This window comes from Microbacterium sp. (assembly GCF_046295495.1).
Classification (GTDB): domain Bacteria; phylum Actinomycetota; class Actinomycetes; order Actinomycetales; family Microbacteriaceae; genus Microbacterium.
Window position 1 is genome coordinate 1 of sequence record NZ_JBKBNC010000010.1, and the last position, 17679, is coordinate 17679.

General features: G+C 71.0%; 16 protein-coding genes. 7 read left to right on the forward strand and 9 right to left on the reverse strand.

Annotation, left to right across the window (positions count from 1 at the left end):
• Window positions 1-322: 322 nt before the first annotated feature.
• Genes nrdF through nrdH form a run of 4 tightly spaced genes read right to left on the reverse strand, consistent with a single transcriptional unit; the run spans window position 323 to window position 4176 of the window.
• Window positions 323-1297: a class 1b ribonucleoside-diphosphate reductase subunit beta gene (gene nrdF, locus ACK4LS_RS05750; RefSeq protein WP_409714514.1), complete on the reverse strand. Its 975-nt coding sequence runs from the start codon at window positions 1295-1297 to the stop codon at window positions 323-325.
• A 38-nt stretch (window positions 1298-1335) separates the two neighbouring features.
• The gene (gene nrdE / locus ACK4LS_RS05755) at window positions 1336-3492 is read right to left on the reverse strand and encodes a class 1b ribonucleoside-diphosphate reductase subunit alpha (RefSeq protein ID WP_409714517.1); all 2157 of its coding nucleotides are present in this window, start codon (window positions 3490-3492) and stop codon (window positions 1336-1338) included.
• Window positions 3474-3914 (reverse strand): class Ib ribonucleoside-diphosphate reductase assembly flavoprotein NrdI, encoded by a 441-nt coding sequence (gene nrdI, locus ACK4LS_RS05760; protein WP_409714520.1) that lies wholly within the window; start codon window positions 3912-3914, stop codon window positions 3474-3476. The genes nrdE and nrdI overlap by 19 nt, the downstream gene beginning before the upstream one ends.
• 28 nt (window positions 3915-3942) lie before the next feature.
• A complete protein-coding gene (gene nrdH, locus ACK4LS_RS05765) occupies window positions 3943-4176 on the reverse strand; it encodes a glutaredoxin-like protein NrdH (RefSeq protein ID WP_055838040.1) in 234 nt (77 codons plus the stop codon).
• A gap of 385 nt (window positions 4177-4561) precedes the next feature.
• On the opposite strand from nrdH, the gene ACK4LS_RS05770 reads away from it, so the two are divergent.
• Window positions 4562-5767 carry an MFS transporter gene (locus tag ACK4LS_RS05770; RefSeq protein WP_409714525.1) on the forward strand — a complete coding sequence of 402 codons (1206 nt, stop codon included), beginning with the start codon at window positions 4562-4564 and terminating at the stop codon, window positions 5765-5767.
• Window positions 5768-5852: 85 nt separating this feature from the next.
• Here ACK4LS_RS05770 and ACK4LS_RS05775 read toward each other — a convergent pair whose 3' ends face one another.
• Window positions 5853-6257 (reverse strand): pilus assembly protein CpaE, encoded by a 405-nt coding sequence (locus ACK4LS_RS05775; RefSeq protein ID WP_409714528.1) that lies wholly within the window; start codon window positions 6255-6257, stop codon window positions 5853-5855.
• 176 nt (window positions 6258-6433) lie between these two features.
• On the opposite strand from ACK4LS_RS05775, the gene ACK4LS_RS05780 reads away from it, so the two are divergent.
• The 5 genes from ACK4LS_RS05780 to ACK4LS_RS05800 all read left to right on the forward strand — a co-directional run bounded on the left by ACK4LS_RS05780 (window position 6434) and on the right by ACK4LS_RS05800 (window position 10873).
• Window positions 6434-7594 (forward strand): acyl-CoA dehydrogenase family protein, encoded by a 1161-nt coding sequence (locus ACK4LS_RS05780; protein ID WP_409714531.1) that lies wholly within the window; start codon window positions 6434-6436, stop codon window positions 7592-7594.
• Window positions 7594-8868: a DUF445 domain-containing protein gene (locus ACK4LS_RS05785; protein ID WP_409714534.1), complete on the forward strand. Its 1275-nt coding sequence runs from the start codon at window positions 7594-7596 to the stop codon at window positions 8866-8868. Before ACK4LS_RS05780 ends, ACK4LS_RS05785 begins: the two co-directional genes overlap by 1 nt.
• Before the next feature lie 123 nt (window positions 8869-8991).
• A complete protein-coding gene (locus ACK4LS_RS05790; RefSeq protein ID WP_409714537.1) occupies window positions 8992-9342 on the forward strand; it encodes a gamma-glutamylcyclotransferase family protein in 351 nt (116 codons plus the stop codon).
• Window positions 9339-10412, forward strand: coding sequence for an arginase family protein (locus ACK4LS_RS05795; protein WP_409714540.1), 1074 nt, complete (start codon window positions 9339-9341; stop codon window positions 10410-10412). The genes ACK4LS_RS05790 and ACK4LS_RS05795 overlap by 4 nt, the downstream gene beginning before the upstream one ends.
• Before the next feature lie 8 nt (window positions 10413-10420).
• Window positions 10421-10873, forward strand: a complete 453-nt coding sequence (locus ACK4LS_RS05800) for a SixA phosphatase family protein (protein WP_409714543.1) — start codon at window positions 10421-10423, stop codon at window positions 10871-10873.
• Window positions 10874-10933: 60 nt separating this feature from the next.
• Here the strand turns inward: ACK4LS_RS05800 and hutI are convergent, their stop codons facing one another.
• From hutI to hutH, 3 genes are read right to left on the reverse strand one after another with little or no spacing between them, the layout of a single operon-like run.
• On the reverse strand, window positions 10934-12235 hold the full coding sequence (gene hutI, locus ACK4LS_RS05805; RefSeq protein ID WP_409714546.1) for an imidazolonepropionase: 1302 nt from the start codon (window positions 12233-12235) through the stop codon (window positions 10934-10936).
• Window positions 12232-14037, reverse strand: a complete 1806-nt coding sequence (locus ACK4LS_RS05810) for a urocanate hydratase (protein WP_409714549.1) — start codon at window positions 14035-14037, stop codon at window positions 12232-12234. The genes hutI and ACK4LS_RS05810 overlap by 4 nt, the downstream gene beginning before the upstream one ends.
• Window positions 14034-15578, reverse strand: a complete 1545-nt coding sequence (gene hutH, locus ACK4LS_RS05815; RefSeq protein ID WP_409714552.1) for a histidine ammonia-lyase — start codon at window positions 15576-15578, stop codon at window positions 14034-14036. Before hutH ends, ACK4LS_RS05810 begins: the two co-directional genes overlap by 4 nt.
• A gap of 61 nt (window positions 15579-15639) precedes the next feature.
• Between hutH and ACK4LS_RS05820 the strand changes: the two genes are divergently transcribed.
• Window positions 15640-16413: an IclR family transcriptional regulator gene (locus ACK4LS_RS05820; protein ID WP_409714555.1), complete on the forward strand. Its 774-nt coding sequence runs from the start codon at window positions 15640-15642 to the stop codon at window positions 16411-16413.
• A gap of 19 nt (window positions 16414-16432) precedes the next feature.
• Here the strand turns inward: ACK4LS_RS05820 and ACK4LS_RS05825 are convergent, their stop codons facing one another.
• On the reverse strand, window positions 16433-17431 hold the full coding sequence (locus ACK4LS_RS05825; RefSeq protein ID WP_409714558.1) for a LacI family DNA-binding transcriptional regulator: 999 nt from the start codon (window positions 17429-17431) through the stop codon (window positions 16433-16435).
• Window positions 17432-17679 lie beyond the last annotated feature (248 nt).

The following is a 17679-nucleotide window of genomic DNA, read 5'->3' on the forward strand; positions in this document are numbered from 1 at the left end:
CGGGTTGGCGCGACGCGCGAGCGGGCGTGACGAGTGGGGCGGCACGGGGCCTCGGACCGGCGGGGCGCACGAGCAGACGCGATGTTGCAGGCCGGCGCGACGCTTCGGACCGGCGGAACGCTGCGGGCCGGCGGAACGCGTCGGACCGACGCGGCGAGCGACCCGATGCGATGCTCCGGGCCGGACTCCGGAGAAATCGCGCCGCGGACGGCGAAGACCGCGGTTTCACCGTTCCGGGCCGCGAGATGTCCGGAGTCCGGCACGGCGCACACAGCGAAAAGCCCCGCACGGTCATCCGTGCGGGGCCTTCAGCGTGACCGGATCAGAAGTCCCAGTCGTCGTCTTCCGTCGCCTCGGCCTTGCCGATGACGTACGACGAGCCCGAGCCACTGAAGAAGTCGTGGTTCTCGTCGGCATTGGGCGAGAGCGCCGACAGGATCGCCGGGTTCACGTTCGTCAGCGACGACGGGAACATCGCCTCGTAGCCGAGGTTCATCAGCGCCTTGTTGGCGTTGTAGTGCAGGAACTTCTTGACGTCCTCGCTCAGGCCGACCGAGTCGTAGAGGCTCTGGGTGTAGCCCACCTCGTTGTCGTAGAGCTCGTACATCAGCGAGAACGTGTAGTCCTTGATGTCCTGGCGACGCTCCTCGCTGACGGTCTCCAGTCCACGCTGGAACTTGTAGCCGATGTAGTAGCCGTGCACGGCCTCGTCGCGGATGATGAGGCGGATCAGGTCGGCCGTGTTGGTGAGCTTCGCCCGGCTCGACCAGTGCATCGGCAAGTAGAAGCCCGAGTAGAAGAGGAACGACTCCAGCAGGGTCGAGGCGACCTTGCGCTTGAGCGGGTCGTCGCCACGGTAGTAGTCCATGACGATGCGCGCCTTCTTCTGAAGGAACTCGTTCTCGGTCGACCAGCGGAAGGCCTCGTCGATCTCCTTCGTCGAGCACAGCGTCGAGAAGATCGACGAGTAGCTCTTGGCGTGCACCGACTCCATGAACGCGATGTTCGTGTAGACGGCCTCCTCGTGCGGGGTGATCGCGTCGGGGATGAGCGAGACCGCGCCGACCGTGCCCTGGATCGTGTCGAGGAGCGTGAGCCCCGTGAACACGCGCATGGTGAGGGTCTGCTCCTCGGGGGTGAGCGTGTTCCACGACTGGATGTCGTTCGACAGCGGCACCTTCTCGGGGAGCCAGAAGTTGTTCACCAGACGGTTCCAGACCTCGAGGTCTTTGTCGTCTTGGATGCGGTTCCAGTTGATGGCCTGCACGTGGTTCAGCAGCTGCAGCTTCTCAGCCATGGCGTTCCTGCGTCCTCTATCGGTGGATGGTCAGCGGCTCAGAGCATGCACGAGACGCACTCGGTCATGTCGGTGCCCTCGAGCGCCAGCTGACGCAGACGGATGTAGTAGATGGTCTTGATGCCCTTGCGCCACGCGTAGATCTGGGCCTTGTTGATGTCGCGGGTGGTGACGGTGTCCTTGAAGAACAGCGTCAGCGACAGGCCCTGGTCGACGTGCTGCGTCGCGGCGGCGTACGTGTCGATGACCTTCTCGTAGCCGATCTCATACGCGTCCTGGTAGTACTCCAGGTTCTCGTTCGTCATGAACGGCGCCGGGTAGTAGACGCGACCGAGCTTGCCTTCCTTGCGGATCTCGATCTTCGAGGCGATCGGGTGGATCGAGCTCGTGGAGTTGTTGATGTACGAGATCGAGCCGGTCGGGGGCACGGCCTGCAGGTTCTGGTTGTAGATACCGTGCGCCTGCACCGAGGCCTTGAGCTCGCGCCAGTCGTCCTGCGTGGGGATCTGGATGCCGGCGAACAGCTCCTTCGCCTTCGCGGTCTCGGGTGCCCACACCTGGTCGGTGTACTTGTCGAAGAACTCGCCCGAGGCGTACGTGGAGTTCTCGAAGCCGTCGAAGGCGGTGCCGCGCTCGATCGCGAGGCGGTTCGAGGCCCGCAGCGCGTGGAAGAGCACCGTGTAGAAGTAGATGTTCGTGAAGTCGATGCCCTCGTCGGAGCCGTAGTAGACGTGCTCCCGGGCGAGGTAGCCGTGCAGGTTCATCTGGCCGAGGCCGATCGCGTGGGAGCGGTCGTTGCCGTCTTCGATCGAACGCACGGAGGCGATGTGGCTCTGGTCGCTGACCGCGGTGAGCGCACGGATCGCGGTCTCGACGGTGAGGCCGAGGTCGCGACCGTCCATCGCCAGAGCGATGTTCATCGACCCGAGGTTGCAGGAGATGTCCTTGCCGATGGCGTCATACGAGAGGTCCTCGTTGTACGTCGTGGGCGTGTTGACCTGGAGGATCTCCGAGCACAGGTTCGACATGTTGATGCGGCCGGCGATCGGGTTGGCCTTGTTCACCGTGTCCTCGAACATGATGTACGGGTAGCCCGACTCGAACTGGATCTCGGCGAGGGTCTGGAAGAACTCGCGCGCGTTGATCTTCGTCTTCTTGATGCGCGGGTCATCGACCATCTCGCGGTACTTCTCGGTGACCGAGATGTCGCCGAACGGCTTCTTGTAGACCTTCTCGACGTCGTACGGGGAGAAGAGGTACATGTCCTCGCCGTTCTTGGCGAGCTCGAACGTGATGTCGGGGATGACGACACCCAGCGACAGGGTCTTGATGCGGATCTTCTCGTCGGCGTTCTCGCGCTTGGTGTCGAGGAAGCGCAGGATGTCGGGGTGGTGCGCGTTGAGGTACACCGCGCCGGCGCCCTGACGGGCACCCAGCTGGTTGGCGTAGCTGAAGCTGTCTTCGAGGAGCTTCATCACGGGGATGATGCCCGAGGACTGGTTCTCGATCTGCTTGATCGGCGCACCCGCCTCGCGGATGTTCGACAGCAGCAGGGCGACGCCGCCGCCGCGCTTGGACAGCTGCAGGGCGGAGTTGATGCCGCGGGCGATCGACTCCATGTTGTCTTCGATGCGCAGCAGGAAGCACGACACGAGCTCGCCGCGCTGGGCCTTGCCCGCGTTGAGGAAGGTGGGGGTCGCGGGCTGGAAGCGACCCGAGATGATCTCGTCGACGAGCTGCACGGCGAGGCGCTGATCGCCGTCGGCGAGCGCGAGGGCCGTCATGACGACGCGGTCCTCGAAGCGCTCCAGGTATCGCTTGCCGTCGAAGGTCTTCAGCGTGTAGCTCGTGTAGTACTTGAACGCGCCGAGGAAGGTCTCGAAGCGGAACTTGGCGCCGTAGGCACGGTCGTTCAACTCCTGGATGAACTCCATCGAGTACTTCGCGAGCACGGTGGGCTCGTAGTACTCCTTCTCGACGAGGTAGTCGAGGCGCTCCTTGAGCGAGTGGAAGAACACGGTGTTCTGGTTGACGTGCTGCAGGAAGTACTCCCGCGCGGCGCGCTTGTCGGCGTCGAACTGGATCTTGCCGTCGGCGTCGTACAGATTCAGCATCGCGTTGAGGGCGTGATAATCCAGCCCTTCGAAACGCGCCTCTGTCTTGAAGTCCACGTCGGTCAGCTCAACTTCCACCATCGTTCCAATCCCTCGGTGACCCGCTCGACGTCGTCGGGGGTGCCGAAAACTTCCAGCCGGTATAGGTGCGGCACCGCGCACTTGCGCGCGACGATGTCGCCGGCGAGGCAGAACGCATCGCCGAAGTTCGTGTTACCCGCGGAGATGACCCCGCGGATATTGCGTCGGTTCCGCTCCTCGTTGAGGAACCGGATGACCTGCTTGGGGACCGCGCCCTTCTCGACGCCCCGGCCGGCACCCCCGCCGTATGTGGGGGTGACCAGCACGAAGGGCTCATCGACGTGCAGGGGCGGATCGGTCGGCCGGAGCGGAATACGCACGGCCCGCTTGCCGAGCTTCTCGATGAAACGTGCCGTGTTGCCCGACACGCTCGAGAAATAGACCAGCAGCGGAGCCTCGGTCGCCGACATGACAGCGCTCATGACGGGGGTCGAAGAGCGTGTCGCCGGATCAGGCGAGGCGCGACGCGAGCTCGTCGATCTTGTCGGGGCGGAAGCCCGACCAGTGGTCTTCGTCGGTGATGACGACGGGTGCCTGCAGGTACCCGAGCGACTTGACCTGCTCGAGCGCCGACGGGTCTTCGGACAGGTCGAGCACGTTGTACTCGATGCCCTTCGAGTCGAGTGCGCGATAGGTCGCGGTGCACTGGACGCAAGACGGCTTGGTGTAGACCGTGATCGCCATGTCGTTCTCTCTCTCCCCTGGAAAATCGTCGTCCGGACGGGCTGCGCTCGCCGGGACCTCAATACTACATATGGGTGCGGACATCGGAAGGCACCACAAGGGGTAGTAGTTACATCCGTGTGATTTTCCACCGTCTCTCCCCAGGTACAACACAGGTTGTCCACGATTTCATCCACAGATCGACCCCCTTTCGGCGTGGTGTTAACAAGCGCGATTCCGCGGTTGTCGCGGCAGCCGTCGCCTTCTGTCCACAGATCGGAAGCTAGACGGGGGTTCCGACATTGCACAGGCCGGGCAAAACACCCGTCGGCGTGTCGCGGCGTGTCGCTTCGACCGCGTCCACTCCCGCTCACCGCATGTCCGAGGTCGGCTGTAGCGTTGTGCGGTGGCCGGCTACCGCGAACTCCTCAGAACCCCTGGCGTGGGGCGCATCATCGCCGCGCAGCTGACGGCGCGCTTTCCCAATGGCATGACGAGTCTCGCCGTGCTCCTGCACATCGAGCACGTCACGGGCTCGTACGGCGCGGCCGGTCTCGTCCTCGCGGCCACCAGCATCGGGCAGGCCGTCGCCGGTCCGGTCACGAGCCGCTGGATGGGCCGCTGGGGCATGCGTCGCGTCCTCACGGTGACGCTGCTCGTGTGCGCCGCGGCGATCGCCACCCTCGCCCTCATCGAGATGCCGCTCCCGCTCTACATGACGCTCGGACTCGTCGCCGGGCTCTCGACACCGCCGGTCCAATCGGCCGTGCGCACCATCTACCCCAAGATGGTGCCCTCGAAACAGCTCACGCCCCTGTACTCGCTCGACGCCTCGCTGCAGGAGATCATCTGGGTGCTCGCACCCGTGCTCATCACGCTCGTGGCCACGCAGATCGGCACCGTCCCGGGCCTCCTGCTGGTGGTCGTCATCCTCATCGGCGGCGGCGCGTGGTTCATCCTGAGCCCCGAGGTCGGCCGCGTGCGCATCCCCCGCAGCCGTCGCGGCCTCGGCCGCGTGCTCAGCAAACCACCGGTCGTCCTGGCCACCGCCACGGGGTTCCTCCTCATCGGCGCATGCGCCGCGGTCGAGGCGGGTGTGGTCGCCACCTTCGACCACGGTGGGCTCGAGGCCGGGCTCGTCCTCGCCGTGTTCGCCGTCGGCAGCCTCGCGGGCGGACTGTCGTTCGGGCACATCCCCATCGGACCGTGGGCCATGGCGCGCCGTTTCGCGATCGTCGCCCTCGGACTCTCGCTCACCATCGTCTCGCTCAACGCGTGGTGGCTCGGCGCCACCCTCCTGGTCGCGGGCGCCGGTATCGCGCCCGCCCTCGCGGTGATGTTCGCGATGACCTCGGCGAGCGTCCGCTTCAGCGAGACCGCCGAGGCCTACGGCTGGATCGGCACCGGCCAGCTGATCGGCGCGGCCGCGGGGTCGGCCGTGGCAGGCTTCCTCGTCGACGGGGTCGGCCCCACGGGTGCCTACGTCGCCGCCGCGGGCTTCGCCGTGGCCGGGTTCATCGTCTCAGCCGTCTTCGTGCGCGGCTTCCCCGACCTCCGGCACCGCGACGCCAGCCCCATCCCCGATACCGAGCCGGTCCCGACCATCACCTGAGCGGATGCCGGGCGTGCCGGCATCCCCTCCACGGATGCGTCGCCGGACCGCCGCCGTGACAGCGGGCGAGCCGGCGGCGGTGCCGTCAGTGGGTGCGGCGGAGCAGCTCCAGCACGGCGAGCGCGTACGCGTCGGCGGGCGCGGGGTGGTCGAACACCAGCGTCGCCCCGCCCACCGCGATCTCCACCTCGTACGTGTCGGACAGACGCCGGAGCGAGCGGAACGTCGCGCGAAGGAGCTCGCGCAGCTGCGACTCCGACGGCAGCCACAGCGCGTCCTCGGTCGCGACGGAATCCAGCGCCCACTCCGTCGTGCCGTTGAACGCGAGGATGCGCCCGGTCGGATAGTCACGCGGTTCGACCGTCATGTCGCTCACCGTGAACACGTCCGCCTCGAACTCGGGCTCGTCGAGCTGGAAGCGGTCGCCGGAAATCGGATGCCACACCAGGCCGGCCTCACGCAACGCCAGCGCCATCTCGGTCGAGATCATGGCATCCATTCTGGGGGCGATCCGGAGCCGACGGCCCTGTTGCGGTCATTCGAGGGGGGAGGGGGCGCGCACGAGGCTCGCGCACCACTCCTCCACAACGTCGACCCCCTGCCGGTTCGCGGCCCCGCTGTCACCCCCGGCCCGCGATGTCGGTGGTGCCGAGCAGAATGGATGCCATGACCTCGTTCGATCCGGCTCGGTATCTGCCCGACGATCTCCTCGCGCGCATCCGCGACCGGGCGGCCGTGCACGACCGCGAGAACACGTTCCCGCACGACGACCTCGACGACCTGCGCGCGGCGGGGTATCTCGCCATCCTCGTTCCGACGGAGCGGGGCGGGGCGGGGCTCACCCTCGCCGAGGCATCCGTGTTGCAGCAGCGGCTGGCGGGGGCGGCACCGGCGACGGCGCTCGCGGTGAACATGCATCTCGTCTGGACGGGCGTGGCGAAGGTGCTGCGCGACCGTGGCATCGACGACCTCGCCTTCGTCGAGGCGGGCGCCGCGGCGGGAGAGGTGTTCGCGTTCGGCGTCAGCGAAGCGGGTAACGACCTCGTGCTGTTCGGCAGCGACACCGCGGCCGAACCCGATGGCGAGGGCGGGTACCGCTTCACCGGTACGAAGATCTTCACGTCGCTCTCCCCCGCGTGGGACCACCTGGGCGTCCACGGCCTCGACACCACCTCGGCCGACGCGCCCAAGATGGTGTTCGCCTTCGTCGACCGCGACGAGACGGTCGTCTCGCGCGACGACTGGGACACCCTCGGCATGCGCGGCACCCAGAGCCGCACCACCGAGCTGCGCGGCGCGCACGCCCGGGCTGATCGCGTCGTGCGCCGACTCGATCCCGGTCCGCAGCCCGACCCGTTCGTGTTCGGCATCTTCGCGGTGTTCGAGATCCTGCTGGCGTCGGTCTACACCGGCATCGCGCGACGGGCGATCGACCTCGCCGTCGAGGCGGCGACCTCGCGTCGATCGAAGAAGACGGGCGCCACGTACGCCGACGACCCCGACATCCGCTGGCGTGTGGCCGACATGGCCCTCGCGTACGACGCCCTGCCCCCGCAACTGGCGGCTCTGGCGCACGACGTCGACGCGGCGACCGACCACGGCGGCCGCTGGTTCTCGCTGCTCGCCGGCGTGAAACACCGCGCCGTCACGATGGCCAAGGCTGTGGTCGACGACGCGATCCTCGTCGGCGGCGGGTCGGCGTACTTCTCGCGCAACGAGCTGAGCCGTCTTTACCGCGACGTGTTGGCCGGGATGTTCCACCCCTCCGACCCCGAGTCCGCCCACTCCACCGTCGCGGCCGCCTGGCTCGGACCGGTGAGCTCCTGATGGCGCGCACCCCCACGGCCACGCTCAGCCCGGCCGATCAAGAGCGGCGCCGCGCGCTGCGGGTCATGAAAGGCGTGGCGCTCGGCGCGCTGCTCGGCATGGCGCTCGTCTTCGCCGTCTCGTTCTCGTTGCAGCGCGAGGTCGAGTGGCTGCAGTACGTCCGGGCTGCCGCCGAGGGCGGCATGGTGGGTGCGCTGGCTGACTGGTTCGCGGTGACGGCGCTGTTCCGGCACCCGCTCGGCCTTCCCATCCCGCACACCGCGATCATCCCGAGACGCAAAGACGAGATCGGTCGCCAGCTGGGCGAGTTCGTCGAGACGAACTTCCTCGAGAGCGACGTGGTGCGCACGAAGCTCGAGTCGACGCCGCTGTCGGCCCGCGCGGGTGCCTGGCTCGCCGAGCCCGCACACGCCGAACGCGTGGCGGCCGAGGGCGCGACACTCGCCGCGAGCGTGCTCACCGCGCTCGACGATGACGACGTGCAGGGCCTCATCGAAGACCTCGCGCGCGAGCACCTGCTCTCCCCCGACTGGGGCCCCTCCCTCGGCGGATGGCTCCAGCGCGTGGTCGGCTCGGGCGCGCATCACGGCGCCGTCGACCTCGCGCTCGACAACATCGCCGTCTGGCTGGGCAACAATCGCGACACCTTCCAGGGGCTCGTCTCCCGACGCCTGCCGGCGTGGGTCCCGAGCATGGCCACGCGCCTCGTCGACGACACCGTGTACCGCGAGGCCGTGCAGTTCGTCGACGCCGTCCGCGCGGATCCCCGGCACCAGGCGCGCGGCGCGATCGACGGCTACCTCGTGCGACTGGCCGACAATCTGCAGCACGACCCCGCCACCATGGTGCGTCTGGAAGAGGCCAAGGCGGCCGTGTTCGACAGCCCCCGCGTGCGCCAGCTCGCGGCCGACGCGTGGAACACCGCAAAGGCCGGGCTGCTGCGCTCCCTCGCCGATCCCGACAGTGCTCTGCGTCGCCGTGCGTCCACGGCCCTCTCGGAGGTGGGTGAGCGTCTGCAGCACGACGAGACCCTGCAGAAGCGCGTCGACGGCTGGATCACCGATGCCGCCGTCTTCGTCGTGGGCCGCTACCGCCACGAGATCGCCTCGATCATCACCGACACGGTCGAGAGGTGGGATGCCGAGGAGACCACCGAGAAGATCGAGCTCATGGTCGGGCGCGACCTGCAGTACATCCGCCTCAACGGCACGATCGTCGGCGCCCTCGCGGGCCTCGTGATCTTCACGGTGGCGCACTTCGTGTGGGGGGCGTGAGGCGGCTGTGACACGCGCGGCGACCTCCACGCGCATCGGGTCGTGGTTCGGGACGCGCCGCCCGCCCCGGAACGATTCGCGTCGCACCGCCCCACGACCCGTCGGGGTCGATAGCCTGGGCCCGTGAGCGACGGTTCAGGGCCGGAGTCCCTCTTCACCTACGGGACGCTCCAGCTGCCCGACGTGCAGCTGGACACCTTCGGCCGCCGCGTCGAGGGAGAGGAAGACGCCCTCCCGGGTCACCGCCTGGAATGGATCGACGTGGGCGACGAACGGGTCGCGCAGCTGTCCGGCCTCAACGAGCACCCCATCCTCCGCCGCACCGACGACCCTCGCGACCGCGTGTTCGGCCGCGTGCTGACCCTCACCCCGGAAGAGCTCGACGCGGCCGACGAATACGAGGTGGCCCTGTATCGCCGCACGTCGGTCGTGCTCGCGAGCGGTCGGCGCGCCTGGGTCTACGTGGCCGTATGAACGCCCTGTCCGTCGATCCGCTGTGGCCCCGCGCCGGCGACTGGCCGCCGCCGAGCGACCGCCCCGATGCCGTGCTGCTGGGTGTCCCGGCGTGGCGCACCTCCCTGTCGCCGACCGGTGCCGACACGACGCCGGCGACCGTGCGGGAGGCGCTGCGCCGCTTCTCGCCGACGCTCCTCGGACCGCCCCCTCGCGATCTGAACGACATCCTGCGGATCGCCGACGCCGGCGACGTCAGCGAGCCCGACGGTCGAGAGGGGGAAGCGCGCGTGCGCTCCGCCGTCGCCGCCCTCGATGCGGCACGCCTCGTCATCGCCCTCGGCGGCGACAACTCCGCGACCTATGCCGTCGCCCAGGGCCGCGGTGCCCGCGGGCTGGTGACGCTCGACGCCCACTTCGACCTGCGCGACGGAGAATCCAACGGCTCCCCCGTGCGCCGGCTCATCGCCGACGGCCTCGACCCACGTCGCATCGTACAGATCGGCATCGCCGACTTCGCCAACTCCGCCGTCTACGCACGGCGTGCCCTCGACGCGGGCATTACCGTCATCACGCTCGACGAGGTACGCAGGCGGGGAATCGACGACGTCGTGGCGCAGGCGCTGTCCATCGCGGGCGGCGGCGACGCGGGCGGCGGTCACGCGGGCGACGGTCACGCGGGCGACGGTCACGCGGGCGACGACGAAGTGCCCGACGACGGCGACCGCACCGGGGCCGGCGACGACGGTGCCGGCAGAGCCCCCAGCCCCGACACCCGCACCCGCACCCGCACCCGCACCGACGACAGCGGCCTCACCCCCCGCGCAGCGGACGGCGGTGGCATCCACGTCGACATCGACGTCGACGTCTGCGATCGGGCTGTCGCCCCCGGATGCCCCGCGAGCGTCCCGGGCGGGCTCGCCGCCTGGGAGCTGCGCGCCCTCGTGCGCGGGCTCGCCCGAGACCCCGGCGTGCGCAGCGCCGACATCGTCGAGGTGGATGCCACGGCAGACACCGCCGACGCCCGCACGGTGCGACTCGCCGCCCTGTGCGTTCTGGAGCTCCTGGCAGGATTGGCGGAAAGACGATGATCCAACTCGTGCTCGCGCGACACGCGAAATCGGACTGGGCCGACGAGGGCCTCGACGACCACGACCGCCCGCTCAACGCCCGCGGCCGCCGCGATGCGCCCGCGATGGCGCGCACCGTGCTGCGCGCCGGCGTGCGACCCGAGGTGGTGCTCGCGAGCACGGCCCGCCGGGCGCGGGAGACCGCGGAGGCGTTCGCGCGCGCTTTCGACGCCGACGTCACCGAACAGCCCGAGCTCTACCTCGCGGAACCCGCGACCCTGCTCGCCGCCGCCCGCGCCGCGGGGGTCGACGAGGTCATGGTGGTCGCGCACGACCCGGGGATGAGCGCGCTCGTGTCGCGTCTGGCCGACCGCGACGAGCGCATGGTCACGTGCGCCGTGGCCGTCTTCACGTGGAACGACGGCACGTGGGACGACGTGGATGCCGTGCCGCCCGACGAGTTCGAGCTCTACACGCCCTGACCGGCGGCGCGTACGCGGCCGCTCCGGCATCCCGCCGCGCTCCCCGCTGCTCGCTGCGGGTCACGCCCCCGTCGCCACTCCGACCTCGACGCCGTCCTTCCACACCCGGTCCACGAGCGGGACGCCGGGTCGATAGGCCAGGTGCGCGCGCGTCGGGGCGTCGAGCAGCACGAGGTCGGCACGGGCTCCCGCGGCGACGACGCCGATGTCGGTGCGCCGGAGGGCGCGCGCGCCGCCCGCGGTCGCGGCCCACACCGCCTCCGCCGTCGTCATGCCCATCTCGCGCACGGCGAGCGCGATCACGAGCGGCATCGAGCTGGTGAAGCTCGACCCCGGGTTGCAGTCGCTCGCGAGTGCCACGGTGACGCCCGCGTCGAGAAGTCGCCGCGCGTCGGGATACGGCTGGCGCGTCGAGAACTCCACGCCCGGCAGCAGTGTCGCAACCGTCTCAGAGCCCGCGAGCGAGCGCACGTCGTCGTCGGAGAGGTACGTGCAGTGGTCGACGGCCGCTGCGCCCAGCTCGACGGCGAGGGCCACCCCCTCCCCGTAGCCGAGCTGGTTGCCGTGCACCCGGATGCCGAGGCCCGCCGCGCGACCCGCCTCGAGCACACGCCTCCCCTGGTCGGCGGTGAACGCGCCGTCCTCGCAGAACACGTCGATCCATCGCGAGAACGGAGCGACGGCCGCGAGCATCTCACCCGCGACCATGTCGACGTACGCGTCGGCACGCCCCGCGAACGCGGGCGGGACGACGTGCGCGCCGAGGAAGGTGACCTCCTCGGTGACCTCGGCCGCAAGTCGTGCGAGGCGCGTCTCGGACTCCACGTCGAGCCCGTACCCGGTCTTCACCTCGAGGGTCGTGGTGCCCTGCCCCCGGCACTCGGCGACGAGTGCGGCCACCCCCGCCCGCAGCTCCTCATCGGAGGCCGCGCGCGTCGCCGCCACGGTCGTGCGTATGCCCCCGGCGGCATACCGCTCCCCCGCCATCCGCGCCTCGAACTCGGCCGCGCGATCCCCGGCGAAGACCAGGTGCGTATGACTGTCGACGAAGCCCGGCAGAACAGCCCGCCCGCCGGCGTCGACGACGACGGGGGCGTCTCTCATCGACGCGTGATCCGTCGGCGCGTCACCCGCTCGCACGTTCCCGCCGGGAGCGGCATCCATCGAGCCGACCCACGCCACGCGCCCCTCCCGCACGAGCACCGCCGCATCGCGGAGGGTGCCGCAGGGGTCGCCGTCGGCGGTGCCGCGCGTCGCGTCGCCCCTCGCGTCGCGCGTCGCCCCGCCTCGAACGGCGGAGACCCCGCCGCCGGCGACGTTCGTCGTCAGCTCGCCGATGTTGGTCAGCAGCAAGGTGCTCACGGCATCGGCACCGTCAGTCCGCGCTCGGCGGCGACCTCGCGGGCACGCTCGTACCCGGCATCCACGTGGCGCATGACGCCGGTTCCCGGGTCGTTCACGAGCACGCGCGCGAGCTTCTCGGCGGCGAGGGTGGAGCCGTCGGCGACGCACACCTGACCCGCGTGGATGCTCCGGCCGATGCCGACGCCCCCGCCGTGGTGGATCGACACCCACGACGCCCCGCTCGCGGTGTTCAGCAGGGCGTTGAGCAGCGGCCAGTCGGCGATCGCGTCGGAGCCGTCGGCCATCGCCTCGGTCTCGCGGTAGGGCGAGGCGACGCTTCCCGCGTCGAGGTGGTCGCGCCCGATCACGATCGGCCCCGAGAGCTCGCCCGCGGCGACCATCTCGTTGAACCGCAGGCCGGCGAGATGACGCTCTCGGTAGCCGAGCCAGCAGATGCGGGCGGGGAGCCCCTCGAACCGCACCGTCGAACCGGCCTTGTCGAGCCACCGGTGCAGGGCGGTGTCGTGGGGGAACAGCTCCGCGACCGCCCGGTCGGTCTTGGCGATGTCGTCGGGGTCGCCCGAGAGCGCCACCCAGCGGAACGGCCCCTTGCCCTCGGCGAACAGCGGACGGATGTAGGCCGGCACGAAGCCCGGAAACGCGAAGGCGCGATCGTAGCCGCCGAGTTCCGCCTCGCGACGGATCGAGTTGCCGTAGTCGAACACCGCCGCCCCGGCATCCTGGAACTCCACCATCGCGCGCACGTGCGTCGCCATGCTCTCGCGCGAGCGGCGCGTGAACTCCTCCGGGTCTCGCGCGGCCGCGGCGGCCCACTCGTCGACCGTGACGCCGACGGGGAGGTACGACAGCGGATCGTGCGCGCTCGTCTGATCGGTGACGACGTCGATCGGGATGCCGCGCTCCCGCAGCTCCGGGAAGACCTCGGCCGCGTTGCCCTCCACGCCCACCGACAGCGCCTCACCCGCCTCGCGTGCGGCGGTGACCCGCGCGATCGCGGCGTCGAGGTCGTCGGCGACCTCGTCGAGGTAGCCGTGCGCGACGCGGCGATCGAGCCGCGACCGGTCGACGTCGACGATGAGCACCGCCCCGCCGTTCATCGTCACGGCGAGCGGCTGCGCACCGCCCATGCCGCCGCAGCCGGCGGTGAGGGTGAGGGTGCCGGCGAGCGACTCGCGTCCGAGCGAACGGGCGACCGCGGCGAAGGTCTCGTACGTGCCCTGGAGGATCCCCTGCGTTCCGATGTAGATCCACGAGCCGGCGGTCATCTGGCCGTACATCGTCAGTCCCAGCTCTTCGAGGCGGCGGAACTCGGGCCACGTCGCCCAGTCCCCGACCAGGTTGGAGTTGGCGATGAGCACGCGCGGCGCCCACTCGTGCGTCCGGAAGACGCCCACCGGCTTGCCCGACTGCACGAGCAGCGTCTCGTCGGGCTCGAGCTCGTCGAGCGTGCGCACGATCGCCTCGTACGCCGCCCACGACCGGGCCGCCTTCCCCGTCCCGCCGTACACGACGAGGTCGTCGGGGCGCTCGGCGACCTCGGGGTCGAGGTTGTTCATGAGCATGCGCTTCGCAGCCTCGGCGCCCCAGCTCTTGGCCGTGCGCTGAGCGCCGCGGGCAGCGCGGACGACGCGGGGTCCCGGCGCGGGCGGGACGGATGCCGCGGGGGCGGGCGCGGCGGTGGATGCCGCGGCGCCGTGCGCGGGCGGGGTGGTTGCCGCGGATGTGGGGGCGGCGGGAGCCGGCGTCGAGACGGCGGCCTCCGCTCCCCGGCCGTGATCCTGCGTCGTGGCGTCGGTCATGCGCGATCTCCTTCGATCGGGGTGAGGGCGGCCGCAGCGACGGCCCCCGAGAGCACGAGGTCGGTGACGGCCTCGATCTCGGGCGAGACGAACCGGTCGGGGCCGGGGCCCTCGACGCGGGTGCGCACCAGCGCGCGGACCGCGCCGGTGGCCCGCGCGGGCTCGAGCGGGGCGCGCAGGTCGAGGGCGCGGCATCCGGTCAACACCTCGATCGCGAGCACGCGCGCGAGCCCGTCGATCGCGCGGCGGAGCTTGCGGGCGCCGGCCCAGCCCATCGAGACGTGGTCTTCCTGCATGGCGCTCGAGGGGATCGAGTCCACCGACGCGGGGGCGGCGAGGCGCTTCAGCTCCGACACGATGCCGGCCGCGGCGTACTGCGCGATCATGAGCCCCGAGTCGACCCCCACCTCGGCGGCGAGGAACGGGGGCAGGCCGTTGCTGCGGGCCGCGTCGAGGGCGCGGTCGGTCCGCCGCTCCGACATGGATGCCACGTCGGCCACGGCGATCGCGAGGAAGTCCAGCACGTAGGCGACGGGCGCGCCGTGGAAGTTGCCGTTCGACTCGACGCGTCCATCGACGGTGACGACCGGGTTGTCCACCGCCGAGGAGAGTTCGCGCTCGGCGACCTGCGCCGCGTGGTCCAGCGTGTCGCGCGCCGCGCCGTGCACCTGCGGGGCGCAGCGCAGCGAGTACGCGTCCTGCACCCGCGTGCACTCGGGACCGCGATGACTCGCGACGATCGGCGAGCCGGCCAGCAGCGCGCGCAGGTTCGCGGCCGAGGCCGCCTGCCCGAGCTGCGGACGCAGGGCCATCAGGTCGGCCGCGAAGACCGCGTCGGTGCCGAGCTGCGACTCGATCGAGATCGCGGCCGAGACGTCGGCGGTCGTCAGCAGGAGCTCGAGGTCGTGCAGGGCGAGCAGCAGCATCCCGAGCATGCCGTCGGTGCCGTTGATGAGGGCGAGTCCCTCTTTCTCCCGGAGGGCGACCGGGGCGATCCCGGCGGCGGCGAGGGCGTCGGCGGCGGCTCGCGCTCGGCCCTCGGCGTCGCGCACCTCGCCCTCCCCCATCACCGCGAGTGCCACGTGCGAGAGCGGCGCGAGGTCGCCCGAGCAGCCGAGCGAGCCGTACTCGCGGACGACCGGCGTGATCCCGGCGTTCAGCAGCGCGGCGTAGGTCTCGACGACCACGGGGCGCACCCCGGTGCGACCGGTCGCCAGGGTCTGCAGGCGCAGCAGCATGAGCGCGCGTACGACCTCGCGCTCGACCTCGTCGCCGGTTCCCGCGGCGTGCGAGCGGATGAGGCTCGCCTGCAGCTGCGCACGGCGGTCCTCGGCGATGAAGGTCGTGGCGAGGGCGCCGAAGCCGGTCGAGATCCCGTAGTGCGGCTGCGGGTCGTCGGCGAGTCCCTCGATGAGCGTGCGCGTGTCGGCCACCCGCCGCAGGGCGTCGGCGTCCACGCTCACCTGGGCGCCGTGGCGGGCGACGTCGACGACCTCCCGCGGGGTGAGGGGGGTGGATCCGATGGTGACGCTCGCGTTCATACGCCGATTCCACCGCGCCGGGGTGCCCGCCACGACCGGCGCGTGGCATCCTGTGTCTGTCATGCCAGACATTCCGCGACCGCAGGTGCCCGCCGCCGATCAGACGCTGCGGATCCTGTCGCTGCTCGCGCGCCAGCCCGGCCCGGTCGCCGCGCAGACGATCGCGTCGGCGCTCGGCATCCCGCGCTCGAGCACGTACCACCTGCTCGCGACGCTGGAGCAGCACGGCTACGTCGTGCACCTCCCCGGCGATCGGCGCTGGGGCCTGGGCACCGCGGCCTTCGAACTCGGCGGCGGCTACGCGCGGCAGCAGCCCCTCGCGCGACTCGGGCGACCTCTGCTCGCCGCGCTGTCGGACCGGGTCGGCGAGAGCGCGCACCTGGCCGTCCTCGCCGGGCGCGACGTGCTCTACATCGTGGAGGAACGCGCTCCGCGCCGCCCCGCGCTCGTCACCGACGTGGGCGTGCGCCTTCCCGCCCACCTCACGGCGACGGGTCGAGCGATGCTGGCGGCCCTGCCCCGCGAGCAGGTGCGCGCGCTCTTCCCGGATGCCACGACCCTCACCGAGCGCCACGGCCTGGGCCCCACGACCCCTCGCGCGCTGCGCGAGCTGCTGCGGGACGTGCGGGCGCGGGGCCACGCGAGCGAGAACGGCGAGGTCACACCCGGTTTCCGCTCCGTCGCCGCCGCCGTGCTCGATCACACCGGATGGCCGGCTGCGGCCGTGGCGATCACCTGGCCGGTCGAAGGCCCCGAGCGCGATGCCGTTCTCCTCGCCGCGGCCGCCGCCGACACCGCTCGCGAGCTCGCCCGCCGCATCGGCCGCCACGCCTGAGCCGCTCGCGCCGAGGCGCTCACCGCACGACGAGCCGCGGCTCCACCAGCACGTGGGCCGCCCCCGCCGTGGCCGCACGCGGCGCGACGACCGTGCCGTTCTCGCCCATCAACAGGTCCAGGGCACCGGATGCCACCCGCTCGGGCAGCTGCTCCACGCTCGACAGGCCCAGCGCCTCGACGGCCGGGGTGTTGTCGAAGCCGATCACGGGGAGGTCGGGGCGGCCGGCGAGGGTCACGGCGAGGTGGGCGCCGATGGCGAGGGAGTCGCTCGCGCAGACGATGCCCGTCACACCGGGATCGGCGACGAGCCCCGCGGCGACGACGTCGCGGGCGGCCGCGACGTTCTCCTCCACGACCCAGCGGGGACCCGAAGCGACGCTCTCGCGCCATCCGCGCTCGCGTTCGTCGCCGGTGCCCGACCCCGAGGGCCAACCCAGGAAGGCAATGCGCGACGAACCCCGGTCGAGCAGATGCCGCGTCGCGGCGCGCGTCCCGGCGGCGCCGTCGACGTCGACCCACAGGTGCGCGGGCGCTTCCACGTCGTCCTCGCCCCACGGCCGCCCGAACGACACGAACGGCAGTCCCCGGTCCATCAGCCAGCCGGTGCGCGGGTCGCCGTGGAACGTGCCGGTGACCACGACGGCATCCACTTCTCCCCCCTCGAGCAGATCCCCGAGCCGGGCGATCTCCTCCTCGAGCGTGCGCGCGGCGTACAGCAGCACGCGCATGTCGCGCTCCCCCGCGCGCTCGGTGAGGGCGTGCACGAACCGGTCGAGCACCACGCCCGAGATGCCCCCCGCGTAGGGATCGAGATGGATGCCGATGGTCGAGCTGCGCCGGGTGCGCAGGCGCCGGGCGGCCGCGTGCGGGCGGTAGCCGAGCTCGGCGATCGCGGCCTCGACGCGCAGGCGCGTGGCATCTCGCACGATGTCGGGGGTGTTCACGACGTTCGACACGGTCTGCCGCGAGACGCCCGCGATGCGGGCGACGTCGTCGACGGTCGGCGCCTTCGCCATGTCTGTCCTCCCCCGCGGTCGCTCGGCCCACCCTTCGGGGCCGACCGGTCCGGGGTCGTCCCGGCAGCATCCGACCCCGGACGCTCCCCGGCGCGCGCCCCGGCCAGACCGTCAGCCTAGGGCGCGCGACAACGGCTTGACACGGCGGCCCGCCGTTCCTTACCGTTGTCGAACCGTCATTTGAACGTTCAAAAGATGGCCCTCCGGCACCGCGGAGGGGTCGCATGCCTCATCGAAGGAGAGAGACA

Bases quoted from the DNA above. Each gene is read 5' to 3' on its own strand.
- nrdF (WP_409714514.1), bottom strand. From the start codon at position 1,297: ATGGCTGAGAAGCTGCAGCTGCTGAACCACGTGCAGGCCATCAACTGG.
- nrdE (WP_409714517.1), bottom strand. From the start codon at position 3,492: ATGGTGGAAGTTGAGCTGACCGACGTGGACTTCAAGACAGAGGCGCGT.
- nrdI (WP_409714520.1), bottom strand. From the start codon at position 3,914: ATGAGCGCTGTCATGTCGGCGACCGAGGCTCCGCTGCTGGTCTATTTC.
- nrdH (WP_055838040.1), bottom strand. From the start codon at position 4,176: ATGGCGATCACGGTCTACACCAAGCCGTCTTGCGTCCAGTGCACCGCG.
- ACK4LS_RS05775 (WP_409714528.1), bottom strand. From the start codon at position 6,257: ATGATCTCGACCGAGATGGCGCTGGCGTTGCGTGAGGCCGGCCTGGTG.
- ACK4LS_RS05780 (WP_409714531.1), top strand. From the start codon at position 6,434: ATGACCTCGTTCGATCCGGCTCGGTATCTGCCCGACGATCTCCTCGCG.
- ACK4LS_RS05785 (WP_409714534.1), top strand. From the start codon at position 7,594: ATGGCGCGCACCCCCACGGCCACGCTCAGCCCGGCCGATCAAGAGCGG.
- ACK4LS_RS05795 (WP_409714540.1), top strand. From the start codon at position 9,339: ATGAACGCCCTGTCCGTCGATCCGCTGTGGCCCCGCGCCGGCGACTGG.
- ACK4LS_RS05810 (WP_409714549.1), bottom strand. From the start codon at position 14,037: ATGACCGACGCCACGACGCAGGATCACGGCCGGGGAGCGGAGGCCGCC.
- hutH (WP_409714552.1), bottom strand. From the start codon at position 15,578: ATGAACGCGAGCGTCACCATCGGATCCACCCCCCTCACCCCGCGGGAG.
- ACK4LS_RS05820 (WP_409714555.1), top strand. From the start codon at position 15,640: ATGCCAGACATTCCGCGACCGCAGGTGCCCGCCGCCGATCAGACGCTG.
- ACK4LS_RS05825 (WP_409714558.1), bottom strand. From the start codon at position 17,431: ATGGCGAAGGCGCCGACCGTCGACGACGTCGCCCGCATCGCGGGCGTC.